Origin of the sequence: Mesorhizobium metallidurans STM 2683, from assembly GCF_000350085.1 — a bacterium.
Classification (GTDB): Bacteria; Pseudomonadota; Alphaproteobacteria; order Rhizobiales; family Rhizobiaceae; genus Mesorhizobium; species Mesorhizobium metallidurans.
The window spans coordinates 1-24,921 of record NZ_CAUM01000143.1 but is presented as its reverse complement, the minus strand read 5'-3'; the positions used below and the strand labels follow the sequence as shown (position 1 = coordinate 24,921).

29 protein-coding genes and 1 pseudogene are annotated in these 24,921 nt (G+C 63.2%); 15 read left to right on the top strand and 15 right to left on the bottom strand.

The annotated features are described in order from the left end of the window. Positions 1–73 precede the first annotated feature (73 nt). Complete coding sequence (locus MESS2_RS23575) at positions 74–304, bottom strand: hypothetical protein (RefSeq protein ID WP_008877013.1); 231 nt, start codon at positions 302–304, stop codon at positions 74–76. A gap of 169 nt (positions 305–473) precedes the next feature. On the opposite strand from MESS2_RS23575, the gene MESS2_RS23570 reads away from it, so the two are divergent. Continuing rightward, positions 474–818: a hypothetical protein gene (locus MESS2_RS23570; protein ID WP_008877012.1), complete on the top strand. Its 345-nt coding sequence runs from the start codon at positions 474–476 to the stop codon at positions 816–818. A gap of 650 nt (positions 819–1,468) precedes the next feature. Here the strand turns inward: MESS2_RS23570 and MESS2_RS23560 are convergent. After that, a complete protein-coding gene (locus tag MESS2_RS23560) occupies positions 1,469–2,005 on the bottom strand; it encodes an Hsp20/alpha crystallin family protein (protein ID WP_008877009.1) in 537 nt (178 codons plus the stop codon). Positions 2,006–2,062: 57 nt separating this feature from the next. Next, positions 2,063–2,524 (bottom strand): Hsp20 family protein, encoded by a 462-nt coding sequence (locus MESS2_RS23555; RefSeq protein WP_008877008.1) that lies wholly within the window; start codon positions 2,522–2,524, stop codon positions 2,063–2,065. Between the two features lie 573 nt (positions 2,525–3,097). Between MESS2_RS23555 and MESS2_RS23550 the strand changes: the two genes are divergently transcribed. Beyond that, positions 3,098–3,355, top strand: a complete 258-nt coding sequence (locus MESS2_RS23550; RefSeq protein ID WP_008877006.1) for a DUF982 domain-containing protein — start codon at positions 3,098–3,100, stop codon at positions 3,353–3,355. An 82-nt stretch (positions 3,356–3,437) separates the two neighbouring features. Here the strand turns inward: MESS2_RS23550 and MESS2_RS23545 are convergent, their stop codons facing one another. Further along, entirely contained in the window at positions 3,438–3,725 is a 288-nt protein-coding gene (locus tag MESS2_RS23545; RefSeq protein ID WP_008877005.1) for an usg protein, read from the bottom strand. Positions 3,726–4,092: 367 nt separating this feature from the next. On the opposite strand from MESS2_RS23545, the gene MESS2_RS23540 reads away from it, so the two are divergent. From MESS2_RS23540 to MESS2_RS33990, 4 genes are read left to right on the top strand one after another with little or no spacing between them, the layout of a single operon-like run. Next, complete coding sequence (locus tag MESS2_RS23540) at positions 4,093–4,407, top strand: co-chaperone GroES (protein ID WP_008877004.1); 315 nt, start codon at positions 4,093–4,095, stop codon at positions 4,405–4,407. Positions 4,408–4,465: 58 nt separating this feature from the next. Further along, a complete protein-coding gene (groL, locus tag MESS2_RS23535; protein WP_008877003.1) occupies positions 4,466–6,094 on the top strand; it encodes a chaperonin GroEL in 1,629 nt (542 codons plus the stop codon). A gap of 26 nt (positions 6,095–6,120) precedes the next feature. Then, on the top strand, positions 6,121–6,393 hold the full coding sequence (locus tag MESS2_RS23530) for a hypothetical protein (RefSeq protein WP_008877002.1): 273 nt from the start codon (positions 6,121–6,123) through the stop codon (positions 6,391–6,393). Continuing rightward, complete coding sequence (locus MESS2_RS33990) at positions 6,390–7,103, top strand: DUF982 domain-containing protein (protein ID WP_341872366.1); 714 nt, start codon at positions 6,390–6,392, stop codon at positions 7,101–7,103. Before MESS2_RS23530 ends, MESS2_RS33990 begins: the two co-directional genes overlap by 4 nt. On the opposite strand, the gene MESS2_RS23520 is transcribed toward MESS2_RS33990, so the two are convergent. The 8 genes and pseudogenes from MESS2_RS23520 to MESS2_RS34180 form a co-directional block, all read right to left on the bottom strand. Next, complete coding sequence (locus MESS2_RS23520; protein WP_051069155.1) at positions 7,068–7,565, bottom strand: GNAT family N-acetyltransferase; 498 nt, start codon at positions 7,563–7,565, stop codon at positions 7,068–7,070. The genes MESS2_RS33990 and MESS2_RS23520 overlap by 36 nt on opposite strands. Before the next feature lie 32 nt (positions 7,566–7,597). Next, positions 7,598–7,990 carry a helix-turn-helix domain-containing protein gene (locus MESS2_RS23515; RefSeq protein ID WP_008876999.1) on the bottom strand — a complete coding sequence of 131 codons (393 nt, stop codon included), beginning with the start codon at positions 7,988–7,990 and terminating at the stop codon, positions 7,598–7,600. Continuing rightward, complete coding sequence (locus MESS2_RS33985) at positions 7,971–8,219, bottom strand: type II toxin-antitoxin system RelE/ParE family toxin (RefSeq protein ID WP_008876998.1); 249 nt, start codon at positions 8,217–8,219, stop codon at positions 7,971–7,973. Before MESS2_RS33985 ends, MESS2_RS23515 begins: the two co-directional genes overlap by 20 nt. A 239-nt stretch (positions 8,220–8,458) precedes the next feature. Beyond that, positions 8,459–9,475: an ABC transporter permease gene (locus tag MESS2_RS23505; protein WP_008876996.1), complete on the bottom strand. Its 1,017-nt coding sequence runs from the start codon at positions 9,473–9,475 to the stop codon at positions 8,459–8,461. Beyond that, a complete protein-coding gene (locus MESS2_RS23500; RefSeq protein WP_008876995.1) occupies positions 9,472–11,046 on the bottom strand; it encodes a sugar ABC transporter ATP-binding protein in 1,575 nt (524 codons plus the stop codon). Before MESS2_RS23500 ends, MESS2_RS23505 begins: the two co-directional genes overlap by 4 nt. A gap of 241 nt (positions 11,047–11,287) precedes the next feature. Further along, the gene (locus tag MESS2_RS23495; RefSeq protein ID WP_008876994.1) at positions 11,288–12,238 is read right to left on the bottom strand and encodes a substrate-binding domain-containing protein; all 951 of its coding nucleotides are present in this window, start codon (positions 12,236–12,238) and stop codon (positions 11,288–11,290) included. A 324-nt stretch (positions 12,239–12,562) separates the two neighbouring features. After that, a complete protein-coding gene (locus tag MESS2_RS33550; RefSeq protein WP_008876993.1) occupies positions 12,563–13,309 on the bottom strand; it encodes a LysR substrate-binding domain-containing protein in 747 nt (248 codons plus the stop codon). Positions 13,310–13,446: 137 nt separating this feature from the next. Next, positions 13,447–13,527: pseudogene (locus MESS2_RS34180) on the bottom strand (hypothetical protein); the annotation flags it as partial. A gap of 5 nt (positions 13,528–13,532) precedes the next feature. Between MESS2_RS34180 and MESS2_RS23485 the strand changes: the two are divergent. From MESS2_RS23485 to MESS2_RS23450, 8 genes are all read left to right on the top strand, one after another. Then, the gene (locus MESS2_RS23485; RefSeq protein ID WP_008876992.1) at positions 13,533–13,991 is read left to right on the top strand and encodes a GMC oxidoreductase; all 459 of its coding nucleotides are present in this window, start codon (positions 13,533–13,535) and stop codon (positions 13,989–13,991) included. A 3-nt stretch (positions 13,992–13,994) separates the two neighbouring features. After that, positions 13,995–15,095: a class II histone deacetylase gene (locus tag MESS2_RS23480; RefSeq protein WP_008876991.1), complete on the top strand. Its 1,101-nt coding sequence runs from the start codon at positions 13,995–13,997 to the stop codon at positions 15,093–15,095. Positions 15,096–15,296: 201 nt separating this feature from the next. Further along, complete coding sequence (locus MESS2_RS23475) at positions 15,297–15,521, top strand: hypothetical protein (protein WP_008876990.1); 225 nt, start codon at positions 15,297–15,299, stop codon at positions 15,519–15,521. Between the two features lie 109 nt (positions 15,522–15,630). Then, positions 15,631–18,108, top strand: a complete 2,478-nt coding sequence (gene ligD, locus MESS2_RS23470) for a DNA ligase D (protein ID WP_008876989.1) — start codon at positions 15,631–15,633, stop codon at positions 18,106–18,108. A gap of 93 nt (positions 18,109–18,201) precedes the next feature. Further along, entirely contained in the window at positions 18,202–19,113 is a 912-nt protein-coding gene (gene ku / locus MESS2_RS23465; RefSeq protein WP_008876988.1) for a non-homologous end joining protein Ku, read from the top strand. Continuing rightward, positions 19,110–20,213: a tetratricopeptide repeat protein gene (locus tag MESS2_RS23460; RefSeq protein ID WP_008876987.1), complete on the top strand. Its 1,104-nt coding sequence runs from the start codon at positions 19,110–19,112 to the stop codon at positions 20,211–20,213. Before ku ends, MESS2_RS23460 begins: the two co-directional genes overlap by 4 nt. A 213-nt stretch (positions 20,214–20,426) precedes the next feature. Next, positions 20,427–21,071 carry an alpha/beta hydrolase family protein gene (locus MESS2_RS23455; RefSeq protein ID WP_008876986.1) on the top strand — a complete coding sequence of 215 codons (645 nt, stop codon included), beginning with the start codon at positions 20,427–20,429 and terminating at the stop codon, positions 21,069–21,071. Positions 21,072–21,079: 8 nt separating this feature from the next. Further along, entirely contained in the window at positions 21,080–21,850 is a 771-nt protein-coding gene (locus MESS2_RS23450; protein ID WP_008876985.1) for an exodeoxyribonuclease III, read from the top strand. 140 nt (positions 21,851–21,990) lie between these two features. Here MESS2_RS23450 and MESS2_RS23445 read toward each other — a convergent pair whose 3' ends face one another. Both MESS2_RS23445 and MESS2_RS23440 read right to left on the bottom strand, forming a co-directional pair. Beyond that, complete coding sequence (locus MESS2_RS23445; protein ID WP_008876984.1) at positions 21,991–22,695, bottom strand: RES family NAD+ phosphorylase; 705 nt, start codon at positions 22,693–22,695, stop codon at positions 21,991–21,993. Then, the gene (locus tag MESS2_RS23440) at positions 22,689–23,102 is read right to left on the bottom strand and encodes an antitoxin Xre-like helix-turn-helix domain-containing protein (RefSeq protein WP_008876983.1); all 414 of its coding nucleotides are present in this window, start codon (positions 23,100–23,102) and stop codon (positions 22,689–22,691) included. The genes MESS2_RS23445 and MESS2_RS23440 overlap by 7 nt, the downstream gene beginning before the upstream one ends. A 257-nt stretch (positions 23,103–23,359) precedes the next feature. Here MESS2_RS23440 and MESS2_RS23435 point away from each other — a divergent pair, with 257 nt between their 5' ends. Further along, positions 23,360–24,559: a hypothetical protein gene (locus tag MESS2_RS23435; RefSeq protein ID WP_008876982.1), complete on the top strand. Its 1,200-nt coding sequence runs from the start codon at positions 23,360–23,362 to the stop codon at positions 24,557–24,559. On the opposite strand, the gene MESS2_RS31405 is transcribed toward MESS2_RS23435, so the two are convergent. Further along, entirely contained in the window at positions 24,560–24,670 is a 111-nt protein-coding gene (locus MESS2_RS31405; protein WP_008876981.1) for a lasso RiPP family leader peptide-containing protein, read from the bottom strand. Between the last annotated feature and the right edge of the window lie 251 nt (positions 24,671–24,921).

Sequence of the window (24,921 nt, the reverse complement as noted above, 5' to 3'; positions counted from 1 at the left end):
ATCGCCTAGGACATCTGCCTGCTCCTAACGCAGCGCATGGCGTTTTTTGGATGAAACGTCGCCGCCCGACGGCCTAGTGCGGTCCGCCACCGGCAAGATGTCGAATGCCGCTCGTCGTCATCCAGCGGGCGCGAGCCAGATGCGTCGCCCAGGCCCGGAATGCCCTCTCCGGTTCCCGGATCGGGTCGATGTGCAGAACAATTTGCGCGACCTCACGCCAATCGGCTCCATCCGCCGAAGCATCGAGCAGCCGGACATAGGTCAGCATACAGCCTTCGTCATACCCGGTCGGCACCGACGACATCGGCGCCACGTCCGCTATATGAGTCGGCTTTGACATTGCGACCTGCCAACGGTGACCAAGGCGGCATCATGACACGCGGCAGTGTAGCCAGCGCCCTGTATTCGAAGGACGCGGACCAGCCGGAATTGTATTTCAGTGGAACCTAATCTTAACGCTACGATTACCATGCATGGGTAAACATGAGATCCGGACTGTTGCTGAACACTGGCTGACAGCAGATCAGCTGGCAGAGGATTCAATGATTGCCGTCAAGGACCGGATACTGGAAGCAGCCGAGAATGATACGATTTCCTTCGTTGTTGCCAAGGCTGAGCAACAGGACGCCGACCTCGTCGAAGCAGCCGGCCCCGTCGAGGAAGCCGATACCGCCCAGAAAGTAGAGCCTCAACAGATCAGGCTCGCGGTTAGCTTTTTCCATGATTTAGAAGTGTCTATCCTTGTTCTTTATGCCGCCTATGCCCTCGTTGTGGTGGGTGTGACCTACCTGTTGCTGCGATTGGGGCATGTTCTGTAGGCAGCGCCTTCGGTGGCAACAGCAAACGAGCCACCCGTCCACTGGAACCCGCTCGGCTCGATAAGCACCGGCCTCGTGCATCGGCTAAACAAATGAAGGCCCGCGCTCTGGCGAGGGCGCGGGCCGATCGGGTTGCAGCCCGATCCGCAGGCGGAACCCGAAGGCTCCGCTGCTCAGACGCAGTTATTAGATATGGCTAATGTTACTGCATCGGCCGAATGAATGATGTGACCGCCCTCGAGCACGAGCACGCTGGCAAACGATGCTTTTCGCCTGAAGCAGTGCGCCGGCAATTTTCTGAGAATGGCGTTCGTGTTTGCGGGGGGAGGGCTCGCTTTCGGGGGGAAGCCATGCACAGGAAGCAACGTCTCGTCTTCTTGGTGGCGGTCTTTGCGTCTGTTCTGGGCTTTGCGCTGTTGGTGGTGATCCTGCAAATACTCAGCTCGTTCGATTAAAGCGTCGCAATGACCGGCCTCATACGCGCCGCGCACAAACGCTCGGGCGACGATGCAGTTCCTGACCAGCGCTTAAGAACGTCACCGACCAGTCCGCCGCAGGAAGCTGATGCTGGCGGACTTGTCCCTCAAGATATCCAAGGCAGTGGTTCGGACATCAAGACAACCGGGCGCGACTTTCGCGCCCGGCCGCCGTCAGTGCTTGCTCTTGCCGGAATCGACGGCGCTGCTGCTGATGGCGATGCGCTTGGCCTTCGCCTGCGCGCGCTGGGTCTTGGGCAGCGTCACGCTGAGCACGCCGTTATGGAAGGCGGCGTTCACCTTACCCTCCTCGACCTCGTAGCCGAGCGGGATGCGGCGCTCGAAGCGGCCGTAGAACCGCTCGGAGAAGTGCCTGTCCTTGTCCTCGGTCTCGGAGCGTTTCTCGCCGCGCAGCGTCAGCACGCCGTCGTCGAGCAGCACCTCGATGTCCTTCTCGTCCATGCCGGGGATTTCGGCGGTCACGCGGATCTCCTTCTCGCCGTCGGAGATTTCAACGCTCGGCCAGTTGGCGCGCGCCGACGAAAATCCGCTGAGCGAGGGCATACGCGTTTCGAAACCGCGGAACGCGTCGTCGATCATGCGGTTCATCTCGCGATGCAACGCCATGAAGGGATCCCGGTCATCGTCACGATAGAAAGTGGGAGCCGGACTATTCTCCCGACCCCAGGGAATAAGATCACGTATAGCCATTGGTGTTCTCCTTTCTCAACTGGTTGTGCCAAAAGTGACACCAGAGATCGCCTTCGCTCAGGCGGCCTGCTTCGGCTTCTCGACCTGTCCGCTCGGCGCACCGTCGTCCCTGGTGATCGTGATGCGACGCGGCTTCATCTCCTCGGGCAATTCGCGCACGAGGCCGATCGTCAGCAAGCCGTCGTTGAGCGAGGCGCCGGTGATCGTCATGTGATCGGCAAGCTCGAAGCGCCGTGTGAACGGTCGCACCGGCAGGCCGCGATGCAGATATTCCGCCTTGTCCTGTTCCTTGCGCTCGCCCGAGACGATTAGAAGGTTCGGCTCGTGGCTGACGTCGAGATCGTCTTCGGAAAAGCCGGCGACGGCGATCATCACGCGATAGCTGTTCTCGTCGCGTCGCTCGATGTCATACGGCGGCCAGCTATCGACTGGCTGAGGCGCGTTTTCCAGCAGGTTGAAGATGCGGTCGAAACCGATGCTCGACCGATGGAGCGGGGAAAAGGCGAATGCGGTTCTCATAGCTACATCCTCCATAGAGCAACATAGTACGAGCGACGCCAAAGAGCTGGCGCCCCCTGGACCGTGCCGGCCCCATTCAGCAACCGGCACCTTCGATTTGGTTATTGTCAGCCCGAAATCAAGACCCAGATTCTGTCCCGCTGTCGGATTTTTTTGTTGCCTCATCATCGCTGGCAATGCCGGTTTCAACCGTCATTTGGGGGTCGCGCCGGCATGTCGCGTGGAGGATATCATGACCCTGACACGCGACGACAGTCGTTTCGGTGCTGGGCCCGGTGGACGACGCCGACATCGCCTTGCCCGGCGTGACGATCGAGGAGTTGCGCGAGGCGTTTGCGTGGGTCGGCACGGATGAGGCGCTGGTCAACTAGGGCCGCCCCCGGCCGTCGGCAAGGGTGGCGACGCTGATCGGCTTCCCGAACCTCCCGACGACATGTAGCCGGCCGTTGCGTCTGGGTTTGGGCAAGGAGCTCTTGAAGCGTGCAGGCAGACGAACCATCTCGTCCACCGGCGCCGATAGGACATCGGCCGCCCTCCTGCTTATTCGAGGATGCTACTTGAAAGGAGGAAGAGATGAACGACGTCCCATTTTCCGAGCCGATCACGCTCAAGCTCCAATCCGCCGGAGAGCGCAAGGTCGCCAGCAGTTGGGAAGCCATCGAATGCATGCAGCAGTGGCCGGACCGGGCGCGCGGCCGAAGCTGGCGCGCAGCCTATCGCGCCTGCCGCGACGCGCTCGACGGTTGGCGCACGGCCCACGAGGCGCGCACGGCCTTCGTCAAGGCGGCTCGCACGGCCGGACTGCTTGTCACGGGACATAAATCCACCTGAACGACAATCCACCAGAACGTCAGCGCGAACGCGCCGTGCTGGAGAGGCGGCGCCTTTCATGAAAAGCGCCGCCCTTCCTGTGTCATTGCAGCGTAACGACACCGTCCACCGCGCGCCATTCGGAGGGCTGGATCAGACGGTGATGGGCGACGCGCACGGAATGCAGCGGGCCTTCGATCTCACGTTCCCAATAGTCGAAGAAATGCTTCAGCGTCGGGAAATCCGGGGCGATGTCGTATTCCTGCCAGATGAAGAGCTGCAGCAGGTCCCGATAGTCGGGAAGACGATAGTGGATCTCCGCCGTCGTCAGGCCAAAGCCTTGCATCTGGAGCTGGAAATCGTTGCTGACCTGGAACTCTTTTCCGACCATGCCGTCTCCTTTCCGAACGATCCGGCGCCCTTCCGCCGGCCGCAAAAACGCCTCCGCTTCCTCATCGGTTCCGATAGCCGGCAGACGGTGCCGGGATCGACGACGATGTCGGAATCTTGCGCCGCGATTTCAAGCCGCATCCGTCGTTCGAATCCTGGAATAGCGCCATTATTACAGTGCGTTGGCACTCGACCATGGCGAGTGCCAAAATTTTTTCGACACCCTCTTGAAAGCCTGGATAAGCAAACTAATTCGATATGCGCGCGATGCCTGAGCATGGGGGTCGCGCACCGTCGCATCGACCGTTGTACCGGTCGGCTGCGAAGGGAGGTCCAATAAAATCTGTTTGTCTTATGAGGAGAACGACATGGCGTTCCGTCCATTGCATGACCGTATCCTAGTCCGCCGCATCGAGGTCGACGAAAAGACCGCGGGCGGCATCATCATCCCCGACACCGCCAAGGAAAAGCCGCAGGAAGGCGAGGTCATCGCCGCCGGTCCCGGGGCGCGCGACGATAGCGGCCAGTTGCAGCCGCTCGACGTCAAGGTCGGCGACCGCATCCTGTTCGGCAAGTGGTCGGGCACCGAGATCAAGCTCAACGGCGAGGATCTGCTCATCATGAAGGAAAGCGACGTACTGGGCGTGATCGAATTGATCGACAAGATGTGGAAGGCCGCCTGAGCGGGGCCTGGACAAGCAATCAGTCAACGAAAAGCTGCCTATTTGAAGGAGTAATCCAATGGCTGCCAAGGATGTGAAATTCCATACCGAAGCCCGCGAGAAGATGTTGCGCGGCGTCGATATCCTCGCCAATGCGGTGAAGGTCACGCTCGGCCCCAAGGGCCGCAACGTCGTCATCGACAAGTCGTTCGGCGCTCCGCGCATCACCAAGGACGGCGTCACCGTCGCCAAGGAAATCGAGCTGGAGGACAAGTTCGAGAACATGGGCGCACAGATGGTGCGCGAGGTGGCGTCGAAGACCAGCGACGTCGCCGGCGATGGCACCACGACCGCGACCGTTCTGGCGCAGTCGATCGTCCAGGAAGGCGCCAAGGCGGTTGCCGCCGGCATGAATCCGATGGACCTGAAGCGCGGCATCGACAAGGCGGTCGACGCCGTCGTCGCCGAACTTAAAGCCAATGCCCGCAAGGTGACCAGGAACGACGAGATCGCCCAGGTCGGCGCCATCTCGGCCAATGGCGATGCCGAGATCGGCCGCTTCCTCGCCGAGGCGATGGAAAAGGTCGGCAATGAGGGCGTCATCACCGTCGAGGAAGCCAAGACCGCTGAGACCGAGTTGGAGGTGGTCGAAGGCATGCAGTTCGACCGCGGCTACCTCTCGCCTTATTTCATCACCAACCAGGACAAGATGCGCGTCGAACTCGAAGAACCCTATGTGCTGATCCACGAGAAAAAGCTCTCCAACCTGCAGGCCATGCTTCCCGTGCTCGAAGCCGCCGTGCAATCGAGCAAGCCGCTGCTGATCATCGCCGAGGACGTCGAAGGAGAGGCGCTGGCGACGCTGGTCGTCAACAAGCTGCGCGGCGGCTTGAAGGTTGCGGCCGTCAAGGCGCCGGGCTTCGGCGACCGCCGCAAGGCCATGCTGGAAGACGTTGCCATCCTGACCGGTGGCACGGCGATCTCGGAAGACCTCGGCATCAAGCTCGAGAACGTCACATTGGAGATGCTCGGCCGCGCCAAGAAGGTGCTGATCGAGAAGGAGAATACCACCATCGTCGACGGCGCCGGCCGCAAGGATGAAATCCAGGCGCGCATCAGCCAGATCAAGACGCAAATCGGGGAAACTACTTCCGACTACGACCGCGAGAAGCTGCAGGAGCGGCTGGCCAAGCTCGCCGGCGGTGTCGCCGTCATCCGCGTCGGCGGCTCGACCGAGGTCGAAGTCAAGGAGCGCAAGGACCGCGTCGACGACGCCATGCACGCCACCCGCGCGGCGGTCGAGGAAGGCATACTGCCTGGCGGCGGTGTGGCGCTGCTCAGGGCGGCGAAGGCGCTCGATAGCGTCCCCGTCGACAATCCTGACCAGAAGACCGGCGTCGAGATCGTGCGTCGGGCCATCGAGCAGCCGGTGCGCCAGATCGCTGAGAATGCCGGTGCGGAAGGTTCGATCATCGTCGGCAAGCTGCGTGAGAAGACCGAATTCGGCTATGGCTGGAACGCCCAGACCAACGAGTTCGGCGACCTCTACGGGCAGGGCGTGATCGACCCGGCCAAGGTGGTGCGCGCCGCTCTCCAGGATGCCGCGTCGGTGGCTGGCCTGCTGGTGACCACCGAGGCGATGGTGGCCGAGAAGCCGAAGAAGGAGGCCGCCGCTCCGGCGATGCCCGCCGGCGGCATGGACTACTGACGCCAGGCTTCTAAGCACAAACGGCCGTGCCCGCCGACGCGAAGGCGGGCACGGCCTTGCTCGGAACAGATGCAGGTGCTGCCATGGACATGATGAACAGTTTTGGAAAGATCGCCGCGCCGACCCTTCCCACGACCGATTTCAACTATGAAACGGAGTGCAGGACGGCGCTGGCGCCGCTTGTCGACGGATTGCTGGACGCGGTCGAGTCGGCCGGCTGGAACCGTCGCAAGGCGGCCTACACGCTGATGTTCCTGTCGGCTCAGCGATTTGGAGCCGGCAAGGAGGAGCGCAAGTGATTGCAGCGCGGATGCGTGAATGCCTGCGCCTGCTGAGGTGGTCGGAAACCGATTTCGCCGAAGAGGCGGGCTATCCGGTCGCCAAGGCAAAGGCCTGGTTCCACGGGTGTGAACATCCGCCCCTTGTCGTAATGGCCTGGCTGGAGACGCTGGCCAAGGTGCACCGGCTGCTACCACGGCCGAGCATGCCGCCGCAGCCGGCCGCGCTGCATTCGCTGATCGGCGCTGTCGTCCCGCAGGCCACTCTTGAGGATCGCAGCGGCCGGACAGTTGAGCCCCGAAAGGAGCCTGTTGAGCTTCCAAAGGAGAGTGTCATGGATCGTTCTTCTTTTGAAAAGCCGGTCACCATCCTTACCGGCCTTGGCACACCGACCAAGATAGAAAGCGCCGCTGAAGCCTATGCGCTGCTTGTCGACTGGCCGTCGGCGAGCCGGACGACCGCGCATGACATCGCCGCAAAGGCCTGCCGGGCCGCAATGGACGGAGAGATCGACGCCGAGACGGCGCGGGCGACCTTCGTGGCGTTCGCCCGCCGCAGCGATCTTCTCGCGCCGCGGGCGAGCTCTACGGTTGCGGGCGGGACGGTCGTCGATTGGGCCGCGTTCGCAGCGCGTCAACGCACCGGCGTGAGTGGAAGACGAGGCGGGCCGAACGCGGGAACCATGCGGCCTGACCTAAGCCCGTGGCAGAAGCCTGCGCATGATGAATGACGAATGGCCTTCCGCGCCGTGGGAAGCGGGCCTGCGCTCGACCACTTCGAATCCGTGCTTGCGATAGAAAGCTATCGCCCGGTCGTTGCCCTCGATCACTTCGAGCGCGATGCTGGGGATGCCCGCATGGGCGGCAAAGACGGCGTGCAGCATATCGGCGGCCAGCCCCGTGCCGAACTCGCTCTTGTCGATGTGGAGCCGCTCGAGCATGACGTCGCCGGTTGCATCCATCTTAGCCATCGCGTAGCCGGCAATCGAGCCGTCCGGCCGTTCCGCCACGAACGACATCTTGTTGTCGTCCGCAAGCTCCGCCGCGATCCTGTGCGGGGCATGATATTCATCCGAGATGCGTGCCGTGGTCTCGGCGCCGATGATTGGCGAGTACGTGCGGCGCCAGGACTCGCCCAGCAGGCGCGACGCCGACGGCACGTCCTTCCCGGTCATGGCTCTGATGCGGATCATCGCCGGCAGTCTTGCTAGGCTCGCGCCAGCAATCAAGCCGCTGCTCGACGCGTGACCTGTTTTTTTGTCGTTTTGGTGCGAACTGAAGTGCGAGGCGCCTCCGCGAGGCTTTCGTCGCCCAATCCCGCCAACACCACGGGCGCATGGTCTTTGAATCTGACAACCAGGTCCAGTTCGCCCCCAAGCGCCTGAACGTACCCACGCAAGGTTGATAGAAGAAAATCTGACCGTTTTTCGAGCTGGGCAACTGAGACCTGTTTCTTGCCTAACTTCCGGCCAACGTACTCCTGGGTAAGTGCCCGAGCCTTGCGAAGCTGTTTAAGGGTCTCAAATTCTTCTAGCAGATCCTTGGTACGGCGGTCGGATGCCTTGATTAGTTCGGGAGACATCGTTTCGGCAAATACATCATCGGCGGAAATGGCCATCACTTTTCTCCTTCTTCTGCTCTTCCTTGGCAGTTTTCTGTGCCTCTCTAAGGCGCTTCAAATGGGCATCGAACCTTTTATCGGCAATCTCAATCAGCTTCTTGTAGAAGCGTTTTTCCTTAACGCCTGACTTGTCCCCCGCGACAAGAAGAATCGCCTTCCTCTGGGAGTCGAATGCGAACGCGACTCTCCACACACCGTCGGCAGCATCGAAACGCAATTCCTTCATGTTCGCGTGCTTGGAGTCGTTCAGAGTGTCGACCCTCGGCCTGCCATAGGACGGGACCCAACTGCTTCAGAACATTTACCAAAGCGCGGATTTCGACTTTTGCGTCGTCCTTCAGCTTCGAGAATTCCGTTTTGAAGTCATCGTCGAATTGCACGGTCCATGTCATAGAAAATAGCTTTCACATTATATAATGCCAAGTGAATGTCATCGATGATATTCTCTCTTGCTGACCTTGGCTCTCACCGTCTTACCCGCGACTTCAGCCAGCGGTCGAAGGCCACGGCGAGAATGAGGATCAGGCCGATGACGATGCTTTGGGTGTAGGACGAGACATTGTTGAACTGCAGCCCATTTTGCAGCACGCCGATCAGTGCCGCTCCAACCACCGTGCCACCGACGCTGCCGATGCCGCCGAACAGCGAGGTGCCGCCGATGACGACCGCCGAGATCACCGTCAATTCGTAGCCGATGCCGGCGACGGCTTCCGAGGAATTGAGCCTGGCCGACAGCACGAAAGCGGCAAGGCCGGCGAAGAAGCCGACGATGACATAGACCGAGATCAGGATGCGGTCGACGCGCAGGCCGGACAGCCGCGCCGCCTCGGCATTGCCGCCAACGGCGTAGACCGCGCGGCCGTAGCGCGTGTAGCGTAGCACGATGTGGCAGAGGATGGCCGCGATCGCGAAAATGATCGCCGGCACCGGCACCGGGCCGATCAGGCCGGTGCCGAACCAGCGCATCGAGGCATCGAAGCCGGAGATCGGGCCGCCATTGGAGATGGTCAATGTCAGGCCGCGAAACACGGTGAGGCCGCCAAGCGTGACGACGAAGGGCGGCACTTTCAGCCTTGTGATGGCAAAGCCCTGGACGCCGCCGGCCATGGCGCCGACGACAATGGCGGCGAGCAGTGCTGCGAACCAGCCATAGCCCTGCGTTCCGGAAGTCGACAGCGACAGCGTGTTGGCGGTGCCGCCCTTGGCCACCACCGCCGCGACCATGCCGCAGAAGGCCAGCAGCGAGCCGACCGACAGGTCAATGCCGGCGGTGAGGATGACGAAGGTCATGCCGAGCGCGATCAATCCGGTGATCGAGATTTGCCTCAAGATGTTGAACAGGTTGATCGGGTCGATGAAGCTCGGCTTCAGCACGGTGAAGACGACGATCAGCACCGCCAGGAACATCAGCGGGCCGAAGCTCATCAACAAACGCGCGACATTGATGCCGCCGCGCTGGCTGGGTTCGGTGGTGCTGGTCATTGCGTCGCTTCCTGCTTCCGGTCGAGCGCCATCAGTTCCATCAGTTTTTCCTCGGTTGCTTCGACGCCCGGCATCTCGCCGGTGATGCGGCCGCGCCGCATGGTGACGATCCTGTCCGACACCGCCAGCACCTCCGGCAATTCGGACGAGATCATCATGACCGCGATGCCGCGCGCGGCGAGCTGCACCAGGATCTGATGCACTTCGGCCTTGGCGCCGACATCGACGCCGCGCGTCGGTTCATCCACAATCAGCACCTTGGGGTCGCGCGCCAACCAGCGCGCAAGGATGACCTTCTGCTGGTTGCCGCCGGACAGCCCCTCGATCGCCTGCTCGGGCGAGGCCATGCGGATCGACAGCGTCTTCCTGTAGCTCGCCAGCGCCTCGCGCTCGCGGCGCTCGGCCATGAAGCCGGCGGCGTTGGAGTAGCGGCCAAGGGCGGCAATGGAGAAATTGTTGAGGATGCCGAGTGCGGCGAAGATCGCCTGGTGCTTGCGGTCTTCCGGCACCAGGCCGATGCCGAGCGCGATGGCATCGGCCGGCGAGGCGGGCGCGATCGGCTTGCCATCGAGCGTGATGGTGCCGGCGGCGATGCGGTCGGCGCCGAAGATGGCGCGGGCCAGCTCGGTGCGGCCGGAGCCGACAAGCCCGGCGACGCCAAGGATCTCGCCCGCCCTGAGATCGAGATCGACGCCTTCGAGCACGATGGCGTGCGGCGCCTGCGGATCGCGCACGGTGCGCAAGCCGCGTACGGAGAGCCTGACGTCACCGGCGACATCGCGCTGCGTCGGCCTGGCATAGAGTTCGGAGGCGGCGCGGCCGACCATCTTCTCGATGATTTTCGGCAGCTTGATCGGCCCGCCTTCGCGATCGAGATGGCCGGCCAGCCTGCCGTCGCGCAGTACCGTCATGCGGTCGCAGATGGCGGAGGCCTCTTCCAGCCGGTGGGTGACGAACATGATGGCGACGCCGTCCTTGCGCAGCCGGTCCATGATCGACATCAGTTTTTGCACTTCGGTCTCGGTCAGCGCCGAGGTCGGCTCGTCCATGATGATGAGGCGGCTCTTCAGGGATAACGCACGTGCGATCTCGACGAGCTGCTGCTCGGCGACCGAAAGCGCCGAAACCGGCGTCGCCGGGTCGAGGTCGAGGCCGACGCGGGCGATGATCGCGCGTGAATCTTCCTCCATCTTCCGCCAACTGACCAGCCCGAGCGGCCCGAGCGGCGCGCGGCCGATGAAGATATTTTCCGCCACCGTCAGCGTCGGGATCAGGCTCAGTTCCTGGTAGATGGTGACGATGCCATGGCGCTTGGCATCCTGCGGATTGTGCGGAGCGAATTCGGCGCCGTCGAAGACGATGCGGCCGCTGGTGGGTGGCATGACGCCGGACAGGATCTTCAGCAGCGTCGACTTGCCGGCGCCATTCTCGCCGAGCAGGCCGAGGATCTCGCCGGGACGCACTTCGAGCGAGACGTCGCTGAGCGCCGTGACGCCGGCAAAGTGCTTGGTGACGCCCTCGACGGCGAGGAGGGCGGGGTTTTGTGATGGTTCCAAGGCTTCGGCTGGCAAAGGATGCTCCTTGAATTCCAATCCACCCGAAAGGCTGGCGGGACAGCGCCCCCCTCTGTCCTGCCGGACATCTCCCCCTCCAGGGGGGAGATCGGATGTCACCCAAGCTTTCGCCGATCTTCGGCGTTGAAGAGAGGGCGACGCGTTGAAACTGCCAATCTCCCTTGAGGGGGAGATGCCCGGCAGGGCCGAGGGGGGCGCGACGGAGCGCTACTTTTGTCGTTGCGCGCCCTTCGTCGCCCTATTTCGTCTCGTTCAGCCTCTCGGCCTTGTCGAGATTGTCCTTGCCGATGACGATCGGGGTCAGCAGCACCAGCTTTTCCTTCGGCTCGGTCTTGTCCCTGGCATAGGCGACCGCGATCTGTACTGCCGTGCGCGACTGTTCGCCGGGGAACTGTTCGACCGTGCCGGCGAGCTTGCCGTCGCGCACGGCGACCAGCGCTTCGGGCAGCGCGTCGAAGCCGTAGATCTTGACGTCGGTGAAGTTACGCGCCGCGCAGGCTTCGAGCGCGCCGAGCGCCATGTCGTCATTGGCGCAGATGATCGCATCGGGCTTGCCGTTGGCGGCAAGGCCGGCCTCGGTCACGGTCAGCGCCTCGGCGCGGGCGAAGTTGGCGGTCTGCTCGTAGACGATCTGGTACTTGTCCTTCAGCGGATCGAGCACATTGCGCACGCCCTTGTTGCGGTCGATCGCGGGGCCGGCACCGGGCTGGCCCTGCAAATGGAACAGCTTGGCGCCGTTCGGGAACGCCGCCACCATGGCTTGCGCCTCGGCCTCGCCGCCCTTGACGTTATCGGCGCCGACATGGGCGAGGATGCCTTCGACGCCGTCGACGCGGCGGTCGATGGTGACGACGGGAACGCCGGCCTTGACCGCTTCCTCGATGGCCGGAGCCAGGGCGTTGACGTCAAGCGGCGAAATGACGATGGCGTTGACCTTCTGCACGAGCGCGGCCTCGATGTCGGCGGTCTGCTTGGGCGCCGAGTTCTGGCCGTCGCTCTCGATCAGGTTGACGCCTTGCGCCGCAGCCTCCGCCTTGATCTGGTTCAGCATGTGAACGAAAAACGGAAAGCCGAGGCTCGGCACCGAACCCAGGATTGTCAGCTTGTCCTGGGCGAAGGCCAGTTGCGGAGCGGCCAGCGCCAATGTGCTCGTCGTCACGGACGACAGCAGGAACTCACGTCTGTTCATCAATTTGGTCTCCTCCACATGCGCATGAACCCGAAAACCGGTTCGGTTTTCCGGGAGGGTTCCTGCGTCGATTCGAAAATGGAGTGTCCTTTGAGCGCCCCAAGGGGACGCAATGGCGCTCCACCCGGTCCACCGCGACGTTCTCCTCCGCTCGGCGCCGGCGGGCGGATGCTAGCCAAGGGCAAAGGATTGCGCAACTGGCCCACAAGGGGAGAGGCGGCTGCAGCGGAGCGGAGGCCAGGTGGAACTACCTCAGAATCAAATTAGAATGCTCGCAAATTCCGATTTCATGCGCGATCTTTCATCGAACAAGGACGACCGCCGTCAACCATCCCTGGCGACCAGCAGGAAAGGTTCGCGCTCCGGCGTCGTCACCGAAAAGCCCCCCGGGCCGACGGCGGTGAAAAAGCGGTGGAACATCTCGATGAAGACACGCACGAAGAGCGGCTTTGCCGAACCGTACATGTCGGCGACGATCAGCGTCGGTGGCGGCAATTCGTCGAAGATCGGCTTGCGGACGATCTCGTCGCCATCGGCGGTGGCGCGGCCGATCGGCCGCATTTTGAGGATGGCCATGCCGAAGCCCGTGGCGACGGCCGAGCGTACCGTTTCATAGGAGCGCGTGCGAAAGCGCACCTCGGGCCGTTTGGCCAGCACGTCGAACAGGGTCAGAAGATAGGTCGCCGTGTGCGGCAAGTCGAGCAGCACCAGCGGCCGCGCCGCCAGTTCCGCCAGCCAGATGCCGTCGCGCGTGGCGAGGGGATCGTCCGCATTGAGCACGGCGTGGGCCGGCACCTTGCAGACGCGGGTGACGCTGTCGATGCCGATCGGGCCGATGTCGTAGAGAATGGCAAGATCGATCTGGCCGGCGACAAGCCGTTCCTGCAACTGGATCTGGTCGGCCTCGACAAGGTCGATCTCGACATCGCCGACGCTGTCGAGGTAGCTGCGCAGCATCTCCGGCATGAACAGTGCCCCGAACGGCTCGAAGCAGCCGATGCGCAGGACTTTCGGCATGCGGCCGCTGAGGTCGCCGATCGACCGGTTGAATTCCGTTTCCGCCGCCAGCATGATTCGGGCGGCGGCGACGAAGCGCTGGCCGGCGGGCGTGATGGAGACGCCGCGCGCCGGCCGCCTGTCGAAAATGCGCGCCCCATCCCGGCTTCGGCCAGTGTGATCGCCGCCAGAATGGATGATTGCGAGATGTAGAGCGATCTGGAGGCAGCCAGCACGCTGCCGAGGCGGGCGACTTCGCAGACATAGCGCAACTGCCGGATGGTCAGGTTCATGGTTCTTGCTGCAGCGGCCCGACAGCCGCGGTGAGATCCGTCTGCGCTCGGCCAATCCGGTCGAATATCCGGCGATCGACCCGCGCTACTTCATCAGCGACGAGGACGGCTCGGACATCGCCACGCTGGTCGAAGGCATCCGTATCAGCCGCCGGATCGCGGCGCAGTCGCCGCTTGCCGAAATGCTCGTCGGCGAAATCACGCCAAGCGCCGAATGCGAGAGCGACGCCGAGATCGCGCAGTATATTCGCGGCCACTGCACGACGCTCTATCATCCGACAAGCACCTGCCGCATGGGCACCGACGCGATGGCCGTCGTCGATCCCGCCTCGATGAAAGTGCATGGGCTGGGCGGGCTTTGCATCGCCGACGCCTCGGTGTTTCCAAAAATGGTCTCGGGCAACACCAACGCGCCGACGATCATGATCGCCGAACGCGCCGCATCGATGATCCAAGCGGGTTAACAGATGACGACGGGCTGGAACTTCCACGAACTCTATCTCTGGCACGAGACCGGCAACGCCGCGCAGTTCTTTCAACCGAGCCTGACCATCGAACCGGGCGAGCATGCGGAAAATGCCGCGACCAAACGCCGGTTCCGCAATCTGATGGAGGTCTCAGGCCTCACCGAGAAACTGTCGAAGATAGCATCGGTGCCGGTGAGCGAGGATGATCTGGCGCTGTTCCACGACCGCGACTACATCGGCCGCATCAAGATGCTCAGCGACGGGCGGGGCGGCGATGCGAGCTATCTCACGCCGTTCGGCCATGGCAGCTACGAAATCGCCTGTCTGGCGGCCGGTGGCACGGCGGCGGTGATGGATGCGGTGCTGAGCGGCGATGTTGACAATGGCTACGCGCTGGTGCGGCCGCCCGGGCACCATGCCGAGCACGCGCAAGGCATGGGCTTTTGCCTGTTCGGCAACGTTCCGGTCGCCATCCTGAAGAATCGGGCCAAACATGGCTTCGGCCGCGTCGCCACCGTGGACTGGGACGTCCATCACGGCAATGGCACCCAGTCCGCCTTCTATGCGGACCCGTCGGTGCTGACGATCTCGATCCACCAGGATGGGCTCTATCCGCATGACAGCGGCTTCCATAGGGAACGCGGCGAGGGCAAGGGCGAAGGCTACAACATCAACGTGCCGCTGCCGGCCGGCAGCGGCCACGGCGCCTATATCTCGGTCTTCGAACGCATCGTGCTGCCAGCGCTCCATCGCTACAAGCCCGATCTCATCGTCGTGCCGTCGGGTTTCGACGCCTCGGCGGCCGATCCGCTGGGACGCATGATGCTGCATAGCGGCAGCTACCGCGAGATGACGCGGATGCTGATGCAGGCGGCGGACGATCTCTGCGGCGGACGCCTGACGATGTCGCACGAAGGCGGCTATTCGGCGGCCTACGTTCCCTATTGCGGCCTGGCGGTGATGGAGCAGTTGTCCGGCATCAGGACCGATATCGACGATCCGTTCCTGCCGGTCTTCGAAGCCTATGCCGGCCAGCCGCTGCAGCCGCACCAGGCTGCCGCCATTGCCAGGGCGGAGGAGCTGGTGGGCGGCATCGGATAGTGGATGTGAGTAGTTCCGGGAGCGCTCATCGCCGCGGCGCAGCTTGCCCAATGTCATGCGGCGGCGGCCTCGAAAGCTCATTCTCCCCGGCTGGCTGGGTGAAAAGGTAGCCTGATCATCCCAAATTGACACGACAGCCGGTCTCGGCCATCCTTATGCCCGCCGCGTTTTCCTGCGGCAGCGTGTGTGTGTGAGCGAGTTATGGCCAGTTCCGTCACCAGCCAGAAATCCAAGCGCGCCGCGGTGCGCAAGGCTCTCGACCGTCACAAGGTCTATATCATCGCGCAGAGCTTTTCCGCCGGCGCCTACAAGGCGCGTGTCCTCGTTGACGGCGAGGCCTACTGGGTCGACGAATTCCGGCTGAGCCAGCTTCAGCAGGGTCTGTCGCCGGCCGAGCTCGAATTGACGCCGGCCACCGACGATTGAGCTGTGTGAGGCACGACATCGGCCCGCCGCATGCTGACAAAATGATTCAAGTGATGCGGGTCAAGCCCTTGTTTTTACGGGGCCGACGCATCCCGCCTGGCATGCGGACATGACGTCGAAGCTCAAGGCCTATCGCGCCAAGCGCGAATTCAGCAAGACGTCGGAGCCCGCCGGCGGACTGGCTGCCGGAGAAGGCAACCGCTTCGTCGTCCACAAGCATCACGCTACCGCCGACCATTATGATTTACGTTTGCAAGTCGGGGATGTGCTGAAGAGCTGGGCGGTGCCTCGCGGCCCATCGCTCAACCCGGCAGACAAGCGGCTGGCGGTTGAGACCGAGGACCATCCGCTCGAATATATCGACTTCGAAGGCGTCATTCCTGAGGGCGAATATGGCGGCGGGCCGATGATCGTCTGGGACACCGGCATCTGGGCGCCGATGGACGACGTCGAAAAGAGTTTGCGCACCGGTTCGTTCAAGTTCCGGCTGGCCGGCGAAAAGCTGAACGGCGGCTGGATGCTGGCGCGGCTGAAGGGCAGGCCGGGCGACGAAGAGAAGAAGAACTGGCTGCTGTTCAAGGAGCGCGATCTCGCGGCCGACGCCAAGCTCGACATACTGGAAGCCCGGCCCGAAAGCGTGAAATCCGGCCGCCGCATCGAGGAACTGATCGAACCGCCGAAGCCTGCTGGAAGGCCTGTGAAACCGGTCGTGCTGAAGCCCGGCGCTTTGCCGGGCGCCGTCAAGGCGCCGCCGCCTTCCCGGATCGAGCCACAACTGGCGACGCAGGTTCCGAAGCCGCCGGGCGGCGAAGGCCCCGCGGAAAAAACGCGCGAAACCTGGCTGCACGAGATCAAGTTCGACGGCTACCGCACCATGGCACATCTGGCCGACGGGGCGGTCAAGCTGATCACCCGCGCCGGCCTCAACTGGACGAAACGCTATGGCGACTTGGCCGGTGCCTTCGCCAGGCTGCCCTGCCGCGAGGCCGTCATCGACGGCGAGGTTGTCGCACTCGATGCCAAGGGCGTCAGCCGCTTCGCGCTGTTGCAGGACGCGTTGGCGGAAGGCGCCGGCAACAAGCTGCACTTCTACGCCTTCGATCTTTTGCACCTCGACGGCTGGGACCTGACCGAGGCGCCGCTCATCCGGCGCAGGGCGCTGCTGTCGCAACTGCTGTCCGGTCTTGGCGCCAACTCCGCCATCCAATTCTCCGACCATGTCGAGGGCGACGGGCAGGGGCTCTATGACCAGGCCACTGAACTCGGTCTGGAAGGCGTCGTCTCCAAACGCGCCACCGCGACCTATCAGAGCGGCCGCACCAAGAGCTGGACCAAGACCAAGGCGTTGCAGTCGGGCGACTTCGTCATCACCGGCTACACCACGTCGGACGCCGCCGAAGGACTGGCGGCACTTGGCATGGCGGAATTCGAAGGCGACGAATTGCACTATCGCGGCAAGGTCGGCACCGGCTTCGATGCCGGGTTGGCCAGCGAATTGCTGGCGCGGCTGGAGCCCTTGCGCGAAGGCGCCACCGCACCCGAAGGCGTGCCGCGCGAGATCATGCGCGAGATGAACTGGGTGCGGCCGCTGCTGTCGGCCCATATCCACTATGCCAATCGCACGACAGACAATGCGCTGCGCCATGCCGTGTTCAGGGGGCTCAGGGATGTCGGCCTGTCGACGCGGGTGTCGGCCAAGCGCAAGCGGCTGATCGCCGAGGCCGACCTCGCCACGATCTGGGTGACCAATCCGACGCGGCGGCTGTTCGGCAAGACCGGACCGACCAAGCTCGACATCGCCGTCTACTACGCGCTGGTCGGCGACTTCATGCTGCCGCACATTCTCGGCCGCCCGGTGTCGCTGGTGCGCTGCCCGACCGGCAAGCCGCAGGACTGTTTCTTCCAGCGCCACGCCTTCACCGGCATGCCGCCTTCCGTCGTCACCTTCGAGGCGACCAACTCCGAGGGCGAGACCAAATCCTATCTGTCGGTCGAAGGCGCCAAGGGCTATCTGGCGCTGGCGCAGTTCGGCGTGGTCGAGTTCCACACCTGGGGCACGCGTCGAACAAAACTCGACAAGCCGGATTTGATCGTCTTCGATCTCGATCCGGGCGAGGGGATTGCGTGGCGCGAGGTAGTGGAGGCCGCGGTGCACATCAAAGGTGAGCTGGAAGGTCTGGGACTGACGCCGTTCGCCAAGACTTCCGGCGGCAGCGGCATCCACATCACTGTGCCGGTGACGCAAAAGCAGAACTGGAAGAAGCTGCATCAGGCGAGCAGCGCCATCTCCACGCATCTGGCCGCCACGGCGCCCGACACCTTCACCCCAACCATGGGCAAGGACAACCGCAAGCGGCGCATCTTCATCGACTATCACCGCAATGCGCGCGGCCACACCTCCGCCGCACCCTATTCGCTGCGCGCCCGTACCAATCTGCCGGCCTCGACGCCGGTGAGCTGGTCCGATCTGGAATCCATCGACGCTCCGCAGGATTTGAATTATTCTTCGCTGCCGGGCCTTCTGGCGACTTCGGGCGATCCCTGGGCGGACATGGAAGATTTCGCTAGGGATTTGCCGGTATTGTGAGGGCTCGATGTAGGATTTCGGCGTTATAGTTCGTCCTTCGGACGAACAGCGCTGCAACAGTTCGACAGTGCACGGCCGCGTAGGAGAGAATTCATGGCGCCCAGGGCAAGTTGGAAAGGTTACCTCAAGCTCAGCCTCGTCAGCTGTCCGGTCCGGCTCTATCCGGCGACGAGTGCCAGCGAACGCATCAGCTTCAATCAGCTGCACAAGAAGACGCATAATCGCATCAACATGAAGCCGGTCGACCCCGAGCTCGGGCTGGTCGAGCGCTCGGACCTGGTCAAGGGCTACGAGTACGAGGACAAGCAGTATATCATCATCGATGATACCGACCTCGATGCTGTGCGCATCGAATCCAACCATACGATGAACATCGAGGCCTTTGTCGACGAGGGCGAGGTCGACGTGATCTATCAGGACGCGCCCTATTATCTGGCGCCGGACGGTGCGATGGCGGAGGAAACCTTCGCGGTGCTGCGCGAAGCCATGCGCAAATCCGGCAAGCTGGCGATCGCCAGGCTGGTGCTGTCCAGCCGCGAGCGCGTTGTGACGATCGGCGCGCGCGAGAACGGCATGTTCGTCTGCACCTTGAGGAATCCCAACGAAGTGCGCGGCACGGCTGAATATTTCGGCAACATCCCGGCCGGCAAACCAGACCAGGAAATGCTTGAACTGGCCGAAGCGCTGATCAAGCAGAAAGAAACCACCTTCGATCCGAAGAATTACGAGGACCGCTACGAGATTGCACTGATGGCGATGATCCGCGAGAAGCTCAAGGGCCACAAGCCGATCATCGCGGCGGCGCCCGAGCGCGGCAATGTCATCAACCTGATGGATGCGCTGAAGGCGAGCCTGTCGCAATCGGCCAAGCCGCCGGCCAAGTCGAAGAGCAAGGCCGATGAGGCTGCGAAGCCCGCGGCCAAGAAGGTGGCAGCAGGCGGCGCTGCCAAGGAAAATCCGCTGAAGGCCAATCTGCTCAAAGCCGTCGGCAAGAGCAAGGCGTGACGGTCTCCGCCGGCGGCATCCCCGGCGCTGTCTTCGGCGTCGTCGGCGCGCTGGCGGCGTTTCCGCTTCGGCTGGCCGCGCGCGAGGTCGCGCGCCAGCAGGGCCAGTTGCGGCGCGGCGTCACCCGGCGCACCAGCCATGTCGTATTCGGCCGCATGGTTCTGGCCAAGGCAGGCGATGCCGAGATCGAGCGCCGCGCCGATGCCGAGCGCGGGGCGGGGCGCGCGCTTCTCAGTGAAAACGGATTTCTGCGCCTGCTCGGTCTGATGAAGGCGCCGGAGGCTTCGGCGCTGTCGCGCCAGTCGCTCATCGACCAGTCGCGGCTTGCCGCCGTCGATCTCGATCTTTTGTCGCTATTCGATGCCTTCGAGCACGACGGCGAACCCTACTCCTTCCGCGACCTCATTCTGGCCCGCAAATATGCCGGGCTGATAGCAGGCGGCGCGAGTTGGGGCGCGATCGCGCGTTCCGTACACCGCTCCGGCCCGGTCGCCTCGCTCACCGCAAAGTCGCTTGCTGTCGGCTCGGCATTTGGCCGTCCGGATGCGATCTATCTCGAGGACGGGCAGAGCGAGCTCGACGGCCAGTTGCTGTTCGATCTGGGAACGCCTGACGACGACACGCTGGAAGAGTTGTTCGCCGAGGCGGAGGCGGCGGAAGAGCAGGGCGATCACGAGCAGGCGGTAACCCTTTACCAGCGCTGTCTTTCCATCGATCCAAGCGATGCCATCGCCGCCTTCAACCGCGCCAACTGCCTGCGCGGCGCCGGCCACGTGAATGAGGCAGCACACGACTATGCCCGCGCCATAAAACTCGATCCGGGTTTCGTTGAAGCCTGGTTCAACCTGGCCGGACTGATGAGCGACGAGGGCCGCGTGGCCTCGGCGCGCCGGCATTTGCAAAGGGCGATCGCGCTCGACAAGACCTATGCCGATCCTGTGTTCAATCTCGCCCGGCTGGAGTTCGACGCCGGCAATCTGGCGGAGGCGCGGCGGAACTGGGTGCGGTACCTCGAGCTCGACGCGGAGTCCGAATGGGCGCGGATGGCGGCCAAGGGGATACAGTTCGTCGATCTGCAGATGGCGCGCACGGCGGGGTGAGGGAATTCATGCTTGCGCTTGAACACCCCCCTCTGGCCTGCCGGCCATCTCCCCCGCAAGGGGGGAGATTGGATGTCGCCATCGCTTTCGCCAATCGCCAACGTTGGAAGTTGGCAGCACGGAGAAGCTGCCGATCTCCCCCCTTGCGGGGGAGATGGCCGGCAGGCCAGAGGGGGGTGTGAAGGAACTCGGCCGTCATCGGGATATCATCCCATGACCCACTTCCTCTTCGACGGCTCCGACTCTGCCGACATCACCATCCTGCTCGCCCACGGCGCCGGGGCGCCGATGGACTCGGCTTCGATGGCGGCCACAGCCAAGGCGCTTGCCGCCGCGGGCTTGCGCGTCGCGCGCTTCGAATTCCACTATATGGCGGCCCGCCGCTACGGCCATCGCAAGCCGCCGCCGCGGGCCGAGACGGTGAACCCGGAATATGTCAAGGCGATCGCTGATCTCAGGGCGAAGGGCGTGACCGGACCGCTTGTCATTGGTGGCAAGTCGATGGGTGGGCGTGTTGCCTCGATGGTCGCCGACGAGATGTTTTCCAAGGGCGAAATCGCCGGGCTGATCTGCCTGGGCTATCCCTTCCATCCGCCGGCCAAGCCGACGCAGTTGCGCACGAAGCATCTGGCCGGGCTGAAGACGCCAACGCTGATCTGCCAAGGCACGCGCGACGAGTTCGGGACGCCGGACGAGGTCGCGACCTATGATCTTTCCGACAGCATTGAGATCCTCTGGCTGGAGGATGGCGACCACGACCTCAAGCCGCGCAAGAGCATTTCGGGCTTCTCCACCGCCGATCACCTGAAGTCGCTCACCAAGGCGGTGAAGGCGTGGACGGGAAGGATCGTCGGCTGAAGCGCCCGATGAAGATCGCCACCTTCAACATCAACAACATCAATGTGAGGCTGCGAAACCTGCTGGCGTGGCTGGCTGTGGCCAAACCCGATGTCGTCTGCCTGCAGGAGATCAAGGCGAGGGACATGCAGTTTCCGCGCACGGCACTCGCGGATGCCGGCTATGGCGCGGTGTGGAAGGGCGAGCCGACGTGGAACGGCGTCGCCATTCTGGCGCGTGGTTCAGAGCCCGTGCTGACCCGCGAAGCGCTGCCCGGCGACGATGCCGACCGGCAGAGCCGCTACGTCGAGGCGGCGGTCAACGGCATCGTCATCGCCTGCCTCTATGCGCCGAACGGCAATCCGCAGCCTGGTCCGAAGTTCCAGTACAAGCTGGCCTGGCACGACAGGCTGGAAGCGCATGCCGCCGAGCTGTTCGACACCGGCCTGCCGGTGGCACTGATCGGCGACTACAATATCGTGCCCGAGCCGCGCGACATCTATCCGACCCGCTCTTATGACGACAATGCGCTGGTGCAGCCGGAAAGCCGGGCTTCGTTCCAGCGTCTGCTCGACCAGGGCTGGCTCGATGCGCTGCGCAAGAAATACCCGAAGGAAACGCTCTACACATTCTGGGATTATCGCCGCAACCGCTGGCCGCGCGACGCCGGCATGCGGCTGGATCACATATTGCTGTCGAAGAAGCTGGCGCGCCGGCTTTCCGGCGCCGGGATCGACCGCGACGTGCGCGGGTGGGACGGCGCCAGTGACCATGCACCGGTGTGGGTGGAGTTGAGGTGAGTTTAGCGAATAGCGAATAGCGAATAGCGAATAGTGAAATTAGTGGTGAATGCCGAATAATGAATGGACGGCCGTCGAGCTGCCATGTGTATTTCTATTATTCGCTATTCGCTATTCGCTATTCGCTATTCGGCATTCGCTCACGATTGACTGACCGCCATCACCCGCCCCGTATCCAGCTGGCGCACGAAATCGACGCTGGCGCCGTCCCAGTGATAGCTGTAGTGGCGCCCCTGGATGGGAATGGTGATGGCGTCCGGCCAGAATATGCCGATGCAGCGGCCGCCTGATATGCGCACGCTGGCCCAGGTCAGACCGTCGCTTCCGGCCGTCCGGAGGTCGCGTCCTTCCGCCTGCGAGGCGCTGTAGTTATCCGCGTCCAGCACGCCGGGCACCGCGTCGACATCGTCGAGGTCGCGGTCGACGCTGCCGATCAGCACGCGGAAATCGGCAGTCCAGCCCGGCTCCTCCTTGGTGGCGCGCATGAATTTCTGATGGTGATGGATGGTCTCGGCGAGCGCGACGTATTCGCTGTCGCCGGCATAGTAGATCCCGTAGCTGCCGTCCGAGAACCGTCCGGGCCGCAGGGTCGAGCAATGCACGAAGGGCGCCATCACCAGGCTTGCGCCCGGGCCGGAAACCCGCCTGGCGGCCGGAACCTTGCCGAGGTCTCCGATCTCAAGCCGGATGCGCGGATTGGTCTTTTCCTCGACCGCGGCAAGCGCCTCCCAGTCGCGCGGATCGGCGATGTCCTCGAAGAGATCGATCGGCGGGTAGATGGAGCGGATGATGCGAAAGGTCTGCTGCCAGCGGACATGGCGGCGAACCGCAAGTCCACTCACCATGCGCCGCGTTCCGCATCGATCCATTCACGCATTGCGGCAAGATCGGACATTTCCCCGCGCAGCATGAGATCAAGCGCCGATTGGCCTGCGAAGGTGGCGTTGGGCTTGCGGATCCAGGCATAGCCGCGCGACGGCTCGCTGAACAAATAGCGCAGGCCTTTGTGGATGCCCATCAGGTGCGCCATCCTCATCCTGAGATCGCGGTCGATCCTGCCGATAAGCCCTTCCTTCCAGCGCGCCCAGGTGCGCGGCGACATGCCGCCGAGAAGGATGCAGGCCTCGCCATCGGTGAGCGACCAGGCCTTGAACAAATTGACAGTGGTGCGCGCCAGGGCGCCGGCTTCTTCCTCGGTAATGGCGGCCGCTCCGGCCGCGGCCGGCGTGGTGATGATAGGCTGAAGCTGCATCGCTCATCTCACTTTCTGGCAAACATATAGCACATGTTTGCCAATTGGCAAGGATTGTCCAAAGATTCCTGGGTCAAGCAAAGGAGCGGTGGTGTCGATCACGCCGTGTCGGGCTTTCGTTCCAGCGCCATCTGTCCAGCGGCCAGCGCGCAAGCTAGGTTGCGGCAAAGCTCAAAAAAAGCGCCAACAAGGGTTTTCAATGATCGACATCTCGCCCTCGAACGAATTCAGTGCATTGCTGTCGGGGCCTGGCCTCCATGGGTGATTTCGGCCTGGTCGAAATCACGATCGCGTCCGCTGCCGTCCTCGCCGCCGCCTTGGCGTTTCTTTACTGGCGGGTGCGGCAAGCCCGTCTTCGGCGAAAGGCTCGGCGCTGGGCTAATCCCGCGAACGACTATGCCGTGCGCGCCGATTGGCGACCGAGTACCACCACCACGCTCAACTACTCGTCCTTCGTCTACATGGATGTCGATGGCGACGGAAAATATGGGCTCGCCGACCGGCCCATGGCCGGCATTGTGGTGAGGCTGTTCGACGGGCAGGGCGCCTTCATGGCGGCGGCGCGAAGCAACGGTGGCGGCTTCGCCAACTTCAAGATGTCTGCGACCCGGCGCCGGGCCGCGATCCGCTCGCCCGGCACCTACCGGTTTTCGGTCTCAGTTCCGCCGGGCTGGCGCGCCAGCGGCGCCAATCAGGACCAGTCGTTGCGGCTTTCAGACGCGCCGGCATCGCTGGTCGGCCTGGTCGGCGAGAGCCTGCCGAAGCCGGTCGGGCTTGTGCCCGGGCGCCGGCTGACGGGCAGAATGCCGGCAGGGACCGAGACCACCCTGTCGGTGACGGGCAAGGGCGAGGTTCTCGAAAGCCGGACACTGGCACCCGGTGTGCCTTTTCGTATTGATCTTCAGGATCGGACCGACGAAGTGCTGATATCGGGCGGCGGACTCGACCGGCGCCTCGCGTTGTCATCCTACCCAACCGATCTCGGCCTGCTCTTACCCGATCCCATCGCGCCCGATGCAGCGTTACACACGATCGGCTTCGACGACGTGACCACGCTCGGCCTGCGCAAGGTACCCTCGGGCCATTCGGGGCTCAACTGGCGCAATCTCAATGCCATGTCGCGCGATCACGTCAAGGACAGCGAGGGCTATGTCAACGGCAATGTATCGGGGGCGCATATCGCCTACACCGGCAGCGGCCATCCGGCCGAATTCAGCCGCGAACGCCCTTTCGGGTTTCACTCGGTGATGCTGACGGCGGCGTGGTTGATGTCCGAGGGGGAGACGGCGGTGATCGAAAGCTGGCTTGGCGAACAACAAATTGCCAGCGACGAAATCGTGCTGTCGGCGCTTACGCCAGTGCACTATGCGCCGATGCTCAAATCAGTGACGCGCGTGCGCCTCTCGACAAAGCACCATTGGCAGCTCGTGCTGGATGATCTGATCCTGATCCTCTGATCAGGTTCCTGCTCCCGCGCCATTGACGGGACCCGACGCGCCGTTGCCGGCCGTGATCGCCGAAAGCCTGCCCTTTTTGACAAGTGTCGGCTTCTCATAAATCTTTTTCATGCTCAAACTCTCCAAATATCCCCACGCGGATAATGTCTGGCTTCCGCCCAATGTCAACCATGGCTGGGACGACGCCGCATATGCCTGTTGCCCAGGAAAGTTCTGGTTCTGGCCGCCCGGGATCAGCCTGCGGGACCGATGGGTCCGGAAGCGCCATTGACGGCCGACAGCCTGCCTTTCCTGACAAGCGTCGGCTTCTCATAGATCTTTTTCAAACCGAACCTCGCTGCAAATATCCCAGCAACAAATTT

What these genes read in the sequence shown, in the direction of transcription:
- MESS2_RS23575 (WP_008877013.1), bottom strand. Translation starts at nt 304, where the DNA reads ATGTCGTCGGTGCCGACCGGGTATGACGAAGGCTGTATGCTGACCTAT.
- MESS2_RS23570 (WP_008877012.1), top strand. Translation starts at nt 474, where the DNA reads ATGGGTAAACATGAGATCCGGACTGTTGCTGAACACTGGCTGACAGCA.
- MESS2_RS23560 (WP_008877009.1), bottom strand. Translation starts at nt 2,005, where the DNA reads ATGGCTATACGTGATCTTATTCCCTGGGGTCGGGAGAATAGTCCGGCT.
- MESS2_RS23555 (WP_008877008.1), bottom strand. Translation starts at nt 2,524, where the DNA reads ATGAGAACCGCATTCGCCTTTTCCCCGCTCCATCGGTCGAGCATCGGT.
- MESS2_RS23550 (WP_008877006.1), top strand. Translation starts at nt 3,098, where the DNA reads ATGAACGACGTCCCATTTTCCGAGCCGATCACGCTCAAGCTCCAATCC.
- MESS2_RS23545 (WP_008877005.1), bottom strand. Translation starts at nt 3,725, where the DNA reads ATGGTCGGAAAAGAGTTCCAGGTCAGCAACGATTTCCAGCTCCAGATG.
- MESS2_RS23540 (WP_008877004.1), top strand. Translation starts at nt 4,093, where the DNA reads ATGGCGTTCCGTCCATTGCATGACCGTATCCTAGTCCGCCGCATCGAG.
- groL (WP_008877003.1), top strand. Translation starts at nt 4,466, where the DNA reads ATGGCTGCCAAGGATGTGAAATTCCATACCGAAGCCCGCGAGAAGATG.
- MESS2_RS23520 (WP_051069155.1), bottom strand. Translation starts at nt 7,565, where the DNA reads ATGATCCGCATCAGAGCCATGACCGGGAAGGACGTGCCGTCGGCGTCG.
- MESS2_RS23515 (WP_008876999.1), bottom strand. Translation starts at nt 7,990, where the DNA reads ATGGCCATTTCCGCCGATGATGTATTTGCCGAAACGATGTCTCCCGAA.
- MESS2_RS33985 (WP_008876998.1), bottom strand. Translation starts at nt 8,219, where the DNA reads ATGAAGGAATTGCGTTTCGATGCTGCCGACGGTGTGTGGAGAGTCGCG.
- MESS2_RS23505 (WP_008876996.1), bottom strand. Translation starts at nt 9,475, where the DNA reads ATGACCAGCACCACCGAACCCAGCCAGCGCGGCGGCATCAATGTCGCG.
- MESS2_RS23495 (WP_008876994.1), bottom strand. Translation starts at nt 12,238, where the DNA reads ATGAACAGACGTGAGTTCCTGCTGTCGTCCGTGACGACGAGCACATTG.
- MESS2_RS33550 (WP_008876993.1), bottom strand. Translation starts at nt 13,309, where the DNA reads ATGCTGGCGGCGGAAACGGAATTCAACCGGTCGATCGGCGACCTCAGC.
- MESS2_RS23480 (WP_008876991.1), top strand. Translation starts at nt 13,995, where the DNA reads ATGACGACGGGCTGGAACTTCCACGAACTCTATCTCTGGCACGAGACC.
- MESS2_RS23475 (WP_008876990.1), top strand. Translation starts at nt 15,297, where the DNA reads ATGGCCAGTTCCGTCACCAGCCAGAAATCCAAGCGCGCCGCGGTGCGC.
- ligD (WP_008876989.1), top strand. Translation starts at nt 15,631, where the DNA reads ATGACGTCGAAGCTCAAGGCCTATCGCGCCAAGCGCGAATTCAGCAAG.
- ku (WP_008876988.1), top strand. Translation starts at nt 18,202, where the DNA reads ATGGCGCCCAGGGCAAGTTGGAAAGGTTACCTCAAGCTCAGCCTCGTC.
- MESS2_RS23455 (WP_008876986.1), top strand. Translation starts at nt 20,427, where the DNA reads ATGACCCACTTCCTCTTCGACGGCTCCGACTCTGCCGACATCACCATC.
- MESS2_RS23450 (WP_008876985.1), top strand. Translation starts at nt 21,080, where the DNA reads ATGAAGATCGCCACCTTCAACATCAACAACATCAATGTGAGGCTGCGA.
- MESS2_RS23445 (WP_008876984.1), bottom strand. Translation starts at nt 22,695, where the DNA reads ATGGTGAGTGGACTTGCGGTTCGCCGCCATGTCCGCTGGCAGCAGACC.
- MESS2_RS23440 (WP_008876983.1), bottom strand. Translation starts at nt 23,102, where the DNA reads ATGCAGCTTCAGCCTATCATCACCACGCCGGCCGCGGCCGGAGCGGCC.
- MESS2_RS23435 (WP_008876982.1), top strand. Translation starts at nt 23,360, where the DNA reads ATGGGTGATTTCGGCCTGGTCGAAATCACGATCGCGTCCGCTGCCGTC.
- MESS2_RS31405 (WP_008876981.1), bottom strand. Translation starts at nt 24,670, where the DNA reads ATGAAAAAGATTTATGAGAAGCCGACACTTGTCAAAAAGGGCAGGCTT.